Genomic DNA, 11,851 nt, shown 5'->3' with positions numbered 1-11,851 from the left:
TTCACGGTCAGAGGGAAAGGCGCAGCGCCAGAGCTGCCAGCGTCACGGCCAGCACCGGTAACGTCAGGGTGATGCCGACGCGAAAATAGTAGCCCCAGCTGATGCGAATCTCTTTTTGCGCCAGCACGTGCAGCCACAGCAGCGTTGCCAGACTGCCAATCGGCGTGATTTTCGGGCCCAGATCGCAGCCGATAATGTTGGCGTAAATCATCGCCTCGCGCACCACGACGTGCGCCGTGCTGGCATCAATCGCCAGGGCGCCCACCAGCACCGTCGGCATATTGTTCATGATGGAGGAGAGCAGGGCGCTGAAGAAGCCCGTAGCAAACGTTGCGCCCCACAGGCCGGTCGCAGAAAAACTATTCAGCAAGCCGGTAAGCCAGACGGTCAGCCCGGCGTTGCGCAAACCATACACCACCAGGTACATGCCGAGCGAAAACACCACAATCTGCCACGGCGCGCTGCGCAGCACTTTACCCGTGTCAATCACCTGGCCCCGTCGCGCCACCAGCCACAGCATCAGTGCGCCTGCGGCGGCCACGGCACTCACCGGCACGCCCAGCGGCTCAAGGGCAAAAAAGCCAGCCAGCAACAAGAGCAGCACCTGCCATCCCGCGCGGAAAGTAGCTCGATCCCGAATCGCCGCCGCGGGCGACGTCAGCCGGGCGCGATCGTAGCTGAGCGGTAGCTCTTTGCGGAAAAACAGATGCAGCATCAGCAATGTCGCCAGTACTGCCGCGAGCGTGACCGGCACCATCACGGCGGCGTAATCGTCAAAGCCGAGCCGGAAATAGTCGGCGGAGACGATGTTAACCAGATTGGACACCACCAGCGGCAGGCTGGCGGTATCGGCGATGAACCCGGCCGCCATGACAAACGCCAGCGTGGCTCCCCGGCTGAAACCCAGCGCCAGCAGCATCGCGATCACGATAGGCGTCAGAATCAGCGCGGCGCCGTCATTGGCAAACAGCGCGGCGACTGCGGCACCCAGCAGGATAATAAAGGAGAACAATTTTTTACCGCTGCCACCGCCCCAGCGCGCCACGTGCAGCGCCGCCCAGGCAAAAAAACCGGCCTCATCAAGCAGCAGGCTGATGATGATCACCGCGATAAAGGTGGCGGTGGCGTTCCAGACAATCTGCCACACCGCCGGGATATCGCCGGGATGCACCACGCCCGTCAGCAGCGCCAGAAGCGCGCCGGCGCTGGCGCTCCAGCCAATGCCCAGCCCGCGCGGTTGCCAGATCACCAGCAGTAAAGTAATGGCGAAAATAGTCCCTGCCAGTAACATGTTTCCTCCGGAAAGTCAGGTTGTGTTCGTTTCATATGTGGAAAATCGAATATGTATGGGTAAAATTTTTTACAGACACACCGCCCGGCCATCGGTGGTCAGCTGGTCGCGCTGCACCGGCAACAGCAGGGCATGGATCGCATCGCGCTGGCATTGCCATGCCTGTTCGATCACCGTCGCTGCCCACACCGGCATATGCGGCGAAAGGCGATAGTGGATCCACTTGCCGTCACGGCGATCGCTCAGCAAACCGCTATTACGTAACAGCGCCAGATGGCGGGAAATCTTCGGCTGCGGCAGTTGCAGGATGGCAGACAGCTCGCACACGCACAGCTCCTGACGTTCTTTCAGCAGCAGCACCAGCGTCAGACGCGTCTCATCGGATAGGTTTTTAAACAGCTGCAGTGGCGTCAGCGGCGACATAATACCTCCTGGATGAAAAACCAATAGTGTCGTGCGGCGACGCGATCAAGTCAACAACATATGCGAAAAAAGAGATGTGTTTAACCTGTGATGCGCCAGCCTCACGGTGGGCGGCTTGAAGCTGGTCACAAATCTGTATTGTAGTGCCCGCAGGTCTGAGCGGAGTAAAAACGCGGCTGGCTTTGTTAACTCATTGTTAATATTGAGGGCGGCCCGTTGCCGGCAGCGATTAATGCGCCGCACGCATCACGCCATGCGTTTATTGCGCTTATTAACCTTAACGTTCTGATCCAGTCTTCCGAAGCAGGCGCGATTGATAACAGCGCCAGGGACAAACTGGAGATACTTATGCATTCCTCTGCCTTACCGATGACCACCCGAGCCCGGGTTGGCGCTATTTTCCGCGTCACCTCCGGCAACTTCCTCGAACAGTTTGATTTCTTTCTGTTCGGTTTCTATGCCACCTATATCGCGCACACCTTTTTCCCCGCCAGCAGCGAATTCGCATCGCTGATGATGACCTTTGCGGTGTTTGGTGCCGGCTTCCTGATGCGGCCGATTGGCGCGATTGTGCTGGGTGCTTATATCGATAAGGTTGGCCGGCGCAAAGGGCTGATCGTCACGCTGTCGATCATGGCGGCGGGCACCTTCCTGATCGTGCTGATTCCGTCGTACCAGTCGATTGGCCTGTGGGCGCCGCTGCTGGTGCTGATTGGTCGTCTGCTGCAGGGCTTCTCGGCCGGGGCAGAACTGGGTGGCGTGTCGGTTTATCTGGCAGAGATTGCCACACCCGGGCGCAAAGGTTTCTACACCAGCTGGCAATCCGGCAGTCAGCAGGTTGCCATCATGGTCGCTGCCGCGATGGGCTTCGCGCTCAATGCCGCGCTGGAGCAGAGCGCCATCAGCGCCTGGGGCTGGCGTATTCCGTTCCTGTTTGGCTGCCTGATCGTGCCGTTTATCTTTATTCTGCGCCGCCGTCTGGAGGAGACGCAGGAGTTCAGCGCGCGCCGTCATCATCTGGATATGCGTCAGGTATTTAGCACGCTGTTGCAGAACTGGCCGGTGGTGATTGCCGGGATGCTGATGGTGGCGATGACCACCACCGCGTTCTACCTCATTACCGTCTATGCGCCCACCTTCGGCAAAAAAGTGCTGATGCTGAGCGCCTCGGATAGCCTGCTGGTGACGCTGCTGGTGGCGATCTCCAACTTTATCTGGTTGCCAATTGGCGGTGCGCTGTCGGACCGCTTTGGGCGTAAACCGGTGCTGCTGGCGATGACGCTGCTGGCGCTGGCGACCGCCTACCCGGCACTGACGCTGCTGGCGCAGACGCCGACCTTCAGCATGATGCTGAGCGTGCTGCTGTGGCTGTCGTTTATTTACGGCCTGTATAACGGTGCGATGATCCCGGCGCTGACTGAAGTGATGCCGGCAGAAGTGCGCGTCGCCGGTTTCTCGCTGGCCTACAGCCTGGCAACCGCGCTGTTTGGCGGCTTTACGCCGGTGGTGTCTACCGCGCTGATCGAATACACCGGCGACAAAGCGTCACCGGGTTACTGGATGAGCTTTGCGGCGATTTGTGCGCTGCTGGCGACGCTGTACCTGTATCGCCGCCGCGCGCTGACGTTGCAAACCGCGCGTTAAGCGTGATGAGACTGTTCGATAATCAGCTTTTCCAGTTCCGCAGCGACGTAAGATTGCATACGTCCGCTGCGGCGAATTAATCCCACCGAACGGGTGACCTGCGGATCGGTCAGCGCCAGCTGGCGCAGCAGCGGATGCCCGTTCGCCGGCATCGACATCGCGGGCACGGCAGCAATGCCGATGCCCGCTTCTACCATCCCCAGCAGCGTCGTGACATGGCGCGTTTCGCAGATGCTTTGCCGGGCGGGCGTAATGTGCGCCAGCGCGTTGTCCAGCAGATTGCGGTTACCGGACACTTTATCCAGCGCCACATAATCCTGCGCAAAATACTCCTGCCAGCTGAGCTGCTGGCGCGTCGCCAGCGGATGATCGTGGCGACAGGCGGCGACGTAAACATCTTCCACCAGCGGCGTGAAGGTGAGCTCCGACGGAAGATTGCGCGCAAAGCAGATACCGAAATCGGCCTGTCCGCTGCTGACTGCATCCATCACGTTGCCGACGCTGCTGTCTATCAGCTTGATGCGCACGCGCGGGTAACGCGCCTGAAAGCGGCGGATCACCTCCGGCATAAAATAGTAAGCGCCCGAGGGCACGGTAGCGACGGTGATCAGGCCGGTGCGATCCTGGCTGGCGCGCTCGACGTCGGCCAGCATCGATTCGACATTATCCAGCAGCTGCTCCGAGCGCTGAGCAAAGTTCTGGCCATACAGCGTTAGCGTGACGCGCCGCGTGGTGCGGTCAAACAGCCGGGTGCCGAGCGCCGCTTCCAGCTTCTCAATTCTGCGGCTGAGCGCTGACTGCGACAGGCAGATCGACTCCGCCGCCAGCCGAAAGTTGCCGTACTCCACCAGCGCGCGGAAGGCGTAGAGATCGTTGAGGTCAAAATTGACGGGCATAACCGCGACTATCCTGCGTAATAACGCCAGCACACTGCGCCGCTGACGTTAAAAAGTTGTTATAGCCGACGAGTGTAACAGGCTGCTGCGCGTTTCCGGCGGCGCAGCGGGAAAAAATCCGTTTTTAGCGCATCAGCGGCACTTAGCGCATCCAGTCAGCGATGAGCTGCCCGTAAATCTGCTCTGCCTCGCTCAGACGGCTCACCAGACAGTATTCATCGGTCTGATGCGCCTGCGTCGGCTCACCGGGACCGAGAATAATGCAGGGCGGATCGCCGAGCGCCGGCAGCAGCAGCGAGGCATCGGTAAAATAGGGCACGATGCGCGCTTCCGCAGGTTGCTGCGTCACGGCTTCGCAGGCACGGTACACCGACTGAATCCACTGGTGCCGCTCCGGGCTCAGCACCGCTGGCAGATCGACCAGCGTGCTGATGTGCACGCTGTCACCGAGAAAGGTCGCCAGCTGCTGACGAATCACCGCGTGTTGCAGGTTGGGCGCGCTGCGGATATCCACATCAAACGCGGCGCGGTCCGGCACCGAGTTAATGTTGAGGCCGCCCTCAATGCGACCGACATTCAGCGTCGGCTGTTTCATCAGCGGATGCGGCGCGCCCGGTGAAAAGTGACGAATTTTACCCAGCGCATCAGCCGCCAGGTAGATGGCGTTGATACCCAGCTCCGGCATGGCTCCGTGCGCCGTTTTGCCACGCGTTTCGCAGCGCAGCCACAGCGCGCCTTTGTGGCCGATCACCGGCTGGTTGGCGGTCGGCTCGCCCACGATCAGCGCGCCAATTTCAGGCAACTGCCCGGCCGCGATCAGCGCCTGCGCACCGTGGCAGCCGGTCTCTTCACCGCCGGTCAGCAGCAGTACCACGCCGCGCCCGGCGGAAATCGCCGCTTTGTGCTGCACGCAGGCCAGCACAAACGCCGCTACCGACGCTTTCATATCGCTGGCACCGCGCCCGTACAGCCGGTCGCCATCAATATCGTGACCAAAGGGATCAAACTGCCACGGCTGATTACCCAGCGGCACGGTGTCCAGATGGCCGGTAAAGGCCAGCGGTTTGCCCGGCATCTGGCCCGGCAGGCGGGCGATCAGGTTGGCGCGCTGCTCGCCAAACGCCGTCAGTTCGACCACGAAGCCCTGCTCCTGTAGCCACGCGGCGAGGAATTGCAGACAGACCAGCTCATTGCCCGGTGGATTGATGGTGTCAAAGCTCAGCAGCTGCTGCGCCAGAGGCAGTGAGCGCGCTGGCATCAGTCACGCTCCGTCAGCCAGTCGAGACAGTTAATCCACAGCTGGCGATAGCCCGGCCAGCGGCTGAACTCTTCCGGCAGCCAGTGGGCTGACATGTCACTGGTCCACACCAGCGAGCGGCCTTGCTGATATTCGCGCACCGCCAGCAGCGGATGACCGGTGCCCGCCACAGTGGCCAGCAGCGTGCCTTCCGGATGCATCTCCACTTCGTTATAACCGAGCAGCCACGGCCAGTCGCCGGGAAGATCGGTAACCACTTTGTGTGACGTTGTCACCTCAACGTAACTGCCCTCCGGCGTTTCGATGCGGTCATCCCAGGCCAGACAGCGCACCGGCAGCACTTTCTCCACCAGCGTATTGCGATAGCGTGCGCCGCCGTTAATCCCCTGAAAACTGTAATAGCCGCCTACCATCATTAATGCGCCACCCGCGGCAACATAGTCGTGAATCAGCGCCAGGCGATTGGGCGTGCGCCGGCTTTTCAGCCAGGTGTCCGGATGCAGCAGCAGGGTATTGGCACCGATATCGGACAGTATAATCACGTTCCAGCGCTGCAAATCCTCCAGCGTCTGCGGAAAATCGGTGGCGGCGGCGTGGGCCGGCATATGCGTGACGGCATAGGCGCTCTCCTGCAGCGAGGCGAGAAAATCCGCCGCACCGCTGTGCCAGGTGGCGGTAGCAAACTGATCAAAGCCTTTTACGTGCGTTGCGGTACTGGTCCAGGATTCACCGACCAGCAAGACGTTCTTTTGCATGCCAACTTCTCCGTTTATCCGCCAAACACCCGTTGCGGATTAGTGATCATCAGGGTTTCGAGTTGTTCGCCGCTGACGCCATGACGTTTCAGGCGCGGCACAAAATGTTTGAGGATGTAGCCATAGCCGTGACCGCCGTAGCGCGTCAGCATGGTTTTCAGGAACACGTCCTGGGACAGCAAAATCTGCGGCAGATAACCATCGTCGATCAGTGCGCAAATGGCGCGCGCGTTCTCCTCATCGGACGGTGACTGCGCCGATTCGTCGGCGTAGTAGTAGCTCATGCCGATCATGTCGTATTCGAGGAACACGCCGCGATCCGCCAGCTCGCGCTGGTAGGTTTTGTCGGCAAAGCTGGGGTTCATGTGACACAGCACGGTGTGGCGCAGATCGGCGCCTTCCTGCGCCAGAATATCCAGCACCTTATGGCCTAGCCGCTCCCAGCCCGGCAGATGCACCTGAATCGGTACGCCGGTGGCGGCGCTGGCGCGTCCGGCGGCACGCAGCGACTTCTCTTCATCCGGCGTGAAGCGGCTGGAGATGCCGATTTCACCGATCAGCCCGGCCAGGACCTCCGGCTTCTCCGGCAGTCCGCCGAGGTCATAAATCAGCTTGTCGGTCAGCTGTTCCACGCTGATGGTTTTTACCCACTCCGGATGCGACGGCTCCAGATACAGGCCGGTGCCCATCACAATATTCAGGCCGGTGAGACGGGCGATGCGCTGCAGCGCTTTGCCATCGCGGCCGATGCCGATATTGGTCGGATCGATCACCGTTTCGCCGCCCAGCGCGCGGTATTTCATTAGCTCGTCAATTGCGGTGTCGACGTCAAACAGCTGGCAGTTGTCGCGGCTCATCAGCGGGTTGAGTGACAGCTCGCCGAGGTTTTCGATGCGCACCGGCATTTCAGCAATGTGGCGGTCGCTACAGCAGCAGGGCGGCACCCATTTACCGGAGGCATCCAGTAAAATGTGCTCGTGCATCAGCGTGACGCCCATCTCCGCCACCGGCAGCGGACCGAGCACCGTCATCACCTGACCGCTGCTGACGCCGAGCGGCAACGGATCCGCATGGCGAAAAATTGATCCTTTCATGGGCTATCCTTTGGCGGGCGCGCGGCTCGGGTTGAGAATGCGGGTGTTGAGCCAGATGGCGAGCAGAATGATGGTGCCAGTGGCGATCTGGGTATAAAACGGCGAGATATGCGACAAAATCAGGCCGTTCTGGATAATGGCAATCGACAGCGCGCCGAGCAGCGTACCGATCACGGTTCCAAAGCCGCCAAACAGGCTGGTACTGCCCAGCACCACCGCCGCAATCACCTGCAGTTCAAAACCTTCGCCCTGGTTAGAAGAGCCGCTGCCGAGGCGCGCGGTGATGATCATGCCAGCCAGCGCCGCCGCCATACCGCTGAGAATGTACACTTTCATGGTCACCGCTTTGGTATTGATACCGCTGCGGCGTGCGCCTTCCGCGTTGGCACCGATGGCGGTGACGTAGCGGCCAAAGCGCAGGTGATTAAGCACAATGTGACCGGCCAGCAGCACCACGATGCCGATCAGCGCCGGCATGGGAATCCCCAGCACCCAGGCGCGACCCATAAAGGTGAACAGGCTGTCAGCCGGCACCGGAATCGAATAGCCCTGCGTCACCAGCAGCGCGATGCCGCGCACCACTGCCAGCGTGGCCAGTGTGACGATAAATGCCGGTATCCCTTCCCAGGCGATAAAGAAGCCGTTGATGGCGCCCACCAGCGCACCGAGCAGCAGCCCGCCAATCAGCACCACCGGCCACGGCAAGCCCCAGTTATTGAGCGCAATGGCCGACAGCGCGCCCACCAGCGCCAGCGTCGAGCCGACCGACAAATCGATGCCGCCGGTAGTAATCACCAGCGTCATCGCGGTGGCGACGATCAGCAGCGGCGCGCTTTGCCGGATGATATTCAGCCAGTTGGTACTGGTAAGAAAGTTGCTGGTGATCAGCGAAAACACTACGCAGCAAAAGACAAAAAACAGCGCGATGCTCACCACACCCGAATGGTTATGCAACAAGCGGCGCGGCAGAGAGTGCTGGATCATGCGTGAACTGCCTAAATTCATGATGCTCATCCTGTTACCTCAGTGTGCTGCCGCGGACTGCGCGGTAAATTTCTCACCCACGATCAGGTTGACGATATCGCTCAGGCTGGTGTCCGCCACGCGGCGATCGGCCACGTTAGTGCCCTCGTACATCACCATGATGCGATCGCACACCAGGAACAGATCCTGCAGCCGATGGGTGATGAGAATCACGCTGACGCCGCGCGCCGACACGCGGCGAATCAGTTCCAGCACCGCCTCGACTTCCGCCACCGCCAGCGCGGCAGTGGGTTCATCCATAATGAGCACTTTAGGATCGAACGCGGCGGCACGGGCGATAGCAATCGCCTGGCGCTGCCCGCCGGAGAGGTTACGCACCAGCAGACGGGTATCGGGAATTGAGATGCCGAGGCCTTTCAGCATCTCACGCGCCTGCGCATGCATTGTGGCCTGATCGAGAAACGGCACGCCGAGGATGCGTCTGGTCGGTTCGCGGCCCATGAACAGGTTACCGGCCACGTCGACCGTGTCGCACAGCGACAGATCCTGATAAACCATTTCGATATGGCAACGGCGCGAATCCGCCGGATTGCTGAAGTGCTGCTGTTCGCCATCAATGCGGATCGCGCCGCTGGTAGGGATCACCGCGCCGGACAGCACTTTGGTCAGCGTCGATTTGCCGGCACCGTTGTCGCCCACCAGACCGAGCACTTCACCGGGGGCCAGCTGCAGATTGACGCCGCGCAGAGAACGAATTGAGCCGTAGGTTTTGGTGATGTTAATCATCTCCACCCGGGCCGGAAGAGCTTGTAATTGCTGCATTGGATCACTCCCATCAACGCCTGTGGGAAATGTTTAGCCGGTCGGGAAAAAGAGGCTATCTGACACGATTTACAATCTAGTAAACCGGTTTACCTGCCAGATAAACCCTTAATTCACAGCAACAGGGTAAACGCTACAATGATATTTACTCGCCAGGTATGACATTGCAGCATCCATGCCAGCCTGAATAACAGGCACTGCACTCGCGGCTAACTTGTTGTAATACATCGTATGTTATGTAATCAGCAAGTAAACCGGTTTACTCACTATACCGCTAACGGAAAAAATCGCTCAATTTTTTGCGCCATGATTGTGCAGTTTTGCCTCATTTTGGGACATCGCTAACAAATCCCACCGAATCGCGACCAATCCATTCCACCGGTAAACGTGTCTCCATCGGGATGCTGCTGTCGTTGTTGAGCAGGCGCAGCATAATGCTTACCGCCGTGTGGCCCAGCTGGCGCGCTGGCTGGCGGATGGTGGAGATCCGCGGCTGGGTCAGATCGCTGTAGTTGGCGTCATCGAAGCCGACCAGCGACAGCGCCGCCGGTGCCTGCAGGCCGATGGCGCGCAGACCGTCGAGCAGTCCCAGCACCAGATAGTCACTGGCGGCGAATACGGCGGTAGGGCGCGGCGTGCAGCGGAACAGGTGCTGCAACGCCTGCTGACCAAATTCGCGTTCGTAGTTGCCATACATCACCCATTGCGGCGGTACGGTTAAACCGGCCTGCTGCATCGCGGTGCAAAAGCCAAGATAGCGTTCGCGCACGCTCATCAGCTGCTCCGGGCCGCCGATAAACGCAATCTGTGTGTGCCCGGCGGCGATCAGCTGCTCGGTGGCCATGCGGCCACCCTGCACGTTGTCCGCAAAGACCTTCGGCACGTTACTGCCGGGAATGTCTTCATCCAGCAGCACCACATGGCGCTGCCGCTGGATCTCGTCGCGCAGCAGGCCGTTGTCCGGCCGGTTGGTGGTGAACAGGAGACCATCCACCTGGCGTGTATCCAGCCAGCGGATAAACTGCGCCTCTTTGTCCGGGTTGTTGCGCGTGATGCACAGCACCAGACTGTAACCGTGCGCTGACGCCGCTTCTTCGGCGGCATCCGCCAGTTCGGCAAAAAACGGGTTAGTGATATCCGGCAACACCAGGCCCAGGGTTTCGCTGCCGCCTTTGCTTAAACGCCGCGCAAGAGAATTACCGCGATAGTCCAGCGTGCGGATCGCGCTTTCAATGCGGTCAACGGTGTCCTGCGGCAGCACAATACTGTGATTCAGATAGCGTGACACCGTGGCTTTTGACAGGCCAGCCAGCTTTGCCACGTCAGATAACAACACGCGTTTTGTACTCATCCATTTCGCCATGTTTGCCGGGGTGGCTTATCTGTAACACAGTTAAGCGCGACTAATACAGCGCTTTCCCGATTGCATTGCTGGAGAAATAAACACTTGACAAAAAAATTCGTCGGGCGAATTGTATAAAGCGTTTACCGCAGTACCGGGATTAACTTCCCAACCCGACATTGTTTTTTTCACCCCGCACTCCCAGTGGATGGGATGCCGAAAAAGATAACGCCGGCGGCATCAAAACACGGCATTATCGCCGTGCTCAGAATCATTGAACTGATATTTACCTGCCAAAATAAACGCTCAGCGGTACATCGCTGAGAAGCGCTGGTTATTATTATTCCCGACGAGGAACTCAATGATGTCATCTTTCAGCGGAAAACTGCGTTCACTGTTCATTGCGAGTGGTTTACTCGCCGCAGGTTCATTATGCGTTCAGGCTCACGCCGCACCCACTTATGCGTTAGTCCAGATTAATCAGCAGGCGCTGTTTTTCAATCTGATGAATCAGGGCGCGCAGGAAGCAGCCAAAGCCAGCGGTAAACAGCTGGTGATTTATAACGCCAACGATAATCCCGTGGCGCAAAACGATGCGATTGAAAACTATATTCAGCAGGGAGTGAAAGGCATTCTGGTGGATGCAATCGATGTCAACGGTATTATGCCAGCGATAAAAGAAGCCGCAGCGGCGAATATTCCGGTGATTGCGATTGATGCCGTATTGCCTGCCGGTCCGCAGGCAGCGCAGGTGGGCGTAGATAACCTCGAAGGTGGAAAAATCCTCGGTAAATACTTTGTCGATTATGTTGCGAAAGAGATGGGCGGCAAAGCGCGACTGGGAATTGTCGGCGCGCTCAATTCGGCCATCCAAAACCAGCGCCAGAAAGGCTTTGAAGAGACGATTAAAAGCAACAGCCAGATAACGGTCGCCGATGTGGTCGATGGCCAGAATATTCAGGACAACGCCATGACCGCCGCCGAAAACCTGATTACCGGCAACCCGGATCTCACCGCGATCTATGCCACCGGCGAGCCGGCGCTGCTGGGTGCCATTGCCGCAGTGGAAAATCAGGGGCGGCAGAAGGACATCAAAGTATTCGGCTGGGATCTGACGGCAAAAGCCATCAGCGGCATTGACGGTGGCTACGTTACCGCCGTGCTGCAGCAGGATCCAAAGAAAATGGGTGAAGAAGCGCTGAAAGCGCTGAATAGCCTGACGGCCGGCAAAACCGTGAGCAAAACCATTCTGGTTCCGGCCACGGTGGTGACCAAAGCCAACGTCGACAGCTACCGTTCGCTGTTTAAGTAACCGCCAGGCGCAGACGCGAACGTCTGCGCC

11 protein-coding genes are annotated in these 11,851 nt (G+C 59.2%); 2 read left to right on the top strand and 9 right to left on the bottom strand.

The genetic code is table 11. The features are described 5' to 3' along the window. Positions 1-7: 7 nt before the first annotated feature. Together C1N84_RS19475 and C1N84_RS19470 are read right to left on the bottom strand one after the other, a co-directional pair. The gene (locus tag C1N84_RS19475; RefSeq protein ID WP_264444610.1) at positions 8-1,291 is read right to left on the bottom strand and encodes an arsenic transporter; all 1,284 of its coding nucleotides are present in this window, start codon (positions 1,289-1,291) and stop codon (positions 8-10) included. 69 nt (positions 1,292-1,360) lie between these two features. Next, positions 1,361-1,714, bottom strand: coding sequence for a metalloregulator ArsR/SmtB family transcription factor (locus tag C1N84_RS19470; RefSeq protein WP_021509466.1), 354 nt, complete (start codon positions 1,712-1,714; stop codon positions 1,361-1,363). A gap of 348 nt (positions 1,715-2,062) precedes the next feature. Between C1N84_RS19470 and C1N84_RS19465 the strand changes: the two genes are divergently transcribed. Beyond that, complete coding sequence (locus tag C1N84_RS19465; RefSeq protein WP_021509465.1) at positions 2,063-3,358, top strand: MFS transporter; 1,296 nt, start codon at positions 2,063-2,065, stop codon at positions 3,356-3,358. On the opposite strand, the gene C1N84_RS19460 is transcribed toward C1N84_RS19465, so the two are convergent. The 7 genes from C1N84_RS19460 to C1N84_RS19430 all read right to left on the bottom strand — a co-directional run bounded on the left by C1N84_RS19460 (position 3,355) and on the right by C1N84_RS19430 (position 10,530). Then, complete coding sequence (locus tag C1N84_RS19460) at positions 3,355-4,254, bottom strand: LysR family transcriptional regulator (protein WP_059012271.1); 900 nt, start codon at positions 4,252-4,254, stop codon at positions 3,355-3,357. The two genes, C1N84_RS19465 and C1N84_RS19460, sit on opposite strands and share 4 nt — an antisense overlap. Positions 4,255-4,396: 142 nt before the next feature. Beyond that, the gene (locus tag C1N84_RS19455) at positions 4,397-5,512 is read right to left on the bottom strand and encodes a M20 family metallopeptidase (protein ID WP_264444614.1); all 1,116 of its coding nucleotides are present in this window, start codon (positions 5,510-5,512) and stop codon (positions 4,397-4,399) included. Beyond that, a complete protein-coding gene (locus C1N84_RS19450; RefSeq protein ID WP_264444616.1) occupies positions 5,512-6,267 on the bottom strand; it encodes a glutamine amidotransferase in 756 nt (251 codons plus the stop codon). Before C1N84_RS19450 ends, C1N84_RS19455 begins: the two co-directional genes overlap by 1 nt. A 14-nt stretch (positions 6,268-6,281) precedes the next feature. Then, positions 6,282-7,361, bottom strand: a complete 1,080-nt coding sequence (locus tag C1N84_RS19445) for a phosphotriesterase family protein (RefSeq protein ID WP_132463775.1) — start codon at positions 7,359-7,361, stop codon at positions 6,282-6,284. Positions 7,362-7,364: 3 nt separating this feature from the next. Then, positions 7,365-8,366, bottom strand: coding sequence for an ABC transporter permease (locus tag C1N84_RS19440; protein WP_164861075.1), 1,002 nt, complete (start codon positions 8,364-8,366; stop codon positions 7,365-7,367). A gap of 18 nt (positions 8,367-8,384) precedes the next feature. Further along, the gene (locus C1N84_RS19435) at positions 8,385-9,131 is read right to left on the bottom strand and encodes an ATP-binding cassette domain-containing protein (RefSeq protein ID WP_021509459.1); all 747 of its coding nucleotides are present in this window, start codon (positions 9,129-9,131) and stop codon (positions 8,385-8,387) included. Between the two features lie 361 nt (positions 9,132-9,492). Next, positions 9,493-10,530 carry a LacI family DNA-binding transcriptional regulator gene (locus C1N84_RS19430; RefSeq protein WP_031280100.1) on the bottom strand — a complete coding sequence of 346 codons (1,038 nt, stop codon included), beginning with the start codon at positions 10,528-10,530 and terminating at the stop codon, positions 9,493-9,495. Positions 10,531-10,870: 340 nt separating this feature from the next. On the opposite strand from C1N84_RS19430, the gene C1N84_RS19425 reads away from it, so the two are divergent. Continuing rightward, the gene (locus C1N84_RS19425) at positions 10,871-11,821 is read left to right on the top strand and encodes an ABC transporter substrate-binding protein (protein WP_058758765.1); all 951 of its coding nucleotides are present in this window, start codon (positions 10,871-10,873) and stop codon (positions 11,819-11,821) included. Positions 11,822-11,851: the final 30 nt, after the last annotated feature.

Source organism: Pantoea sp. SGAir0418 (assembly GCF_043529865.1).
The sequence above is the reverse complement of the archived record's forward strand: the minus strand, read 5'-3'. Positions and strand labels throughout refer to the sequence as shown.

Bases quoted from the DNA above. Each gene is read 5' to 3' on its own strand.
- C1N84_RS19475 (WP_264444610.1), bottom strand. From the start codon at position 1,291: ATGTTACTGGCAGGGACTATTTTCGCCATTACTTTACTGCTGGTGATC.
- C1N84_RS19470 (WP_021509466.1), bottom strand. From the start codon at position 1,714: ATGTCGCCGCTGACGCCACTGCAGCTGTTTAAAAACCTATCCGATGAG.
- C1N84_RS19465 (WP_021509465.1), top strand. From the start codon at position 2,063: ATGCATTCCTCTGCCTTACCGATGACCACCCGAGCCCGGGTTGGCGCT.
- C1N84_RS19460 (WP_059012271.1), bottom strand. From the start codon at position 4,254: ATGCCCGTCAATTTTGACCTCAACGATCTCTACGCCTTCCGCGCGCTG.
- C1N84_RS19455 (WP_264444614.1), bottom strand. From the start codon at position 5,512: ATGCCAGCGCGCTCACTGCCTCTGGCGCAGCAGCTGCTGAGCTTTGAC.
- C1N84_RS19450 (WP_264444616.1), bottom strand. From the start codon at position 6,267: ATGCAAAAGAACGTCTTGCTGGTCGGTGAATCCTGGACCAGTACCGCA.
- C1N84_RS19445 (WP_132463775.1), bottom strand. From the start codon at position 7,361: ATGAAAGGATCAATTTTTCGCCATGCGGATCCGTTGCCGCTCGGCGTC.
- C1N84_RS19440 (WP_164861075.1), bottom strand. From the start codon at position 8,366: ATGAATTTAGGCAGTTCACGCATGATCCAGCACTCTCTGCCGCGCCGC.
- C1N84_RS19435 (WP_021509459.1), bottom strand. From the start codon at position 9,131: ATGATTAACATCACCAAAACCTACGGCTCAATTCGTTCTCTGCGCGGC.
- C1N84_RS19430 (WP_031280100.1), bottom strand. From the start codon at position 10,530: ATGGCGAAATGGATGAGTACAAAACGCGTGTTGTTATCTGACGTGGCA.
- C1N84_RS19425 (WP_058758765.1), top strand. From the start codon at position 10,871: ATGATGTCATCTTTCAGCGGAAAACTGCGTTCACTGTTCATTGCGAGT.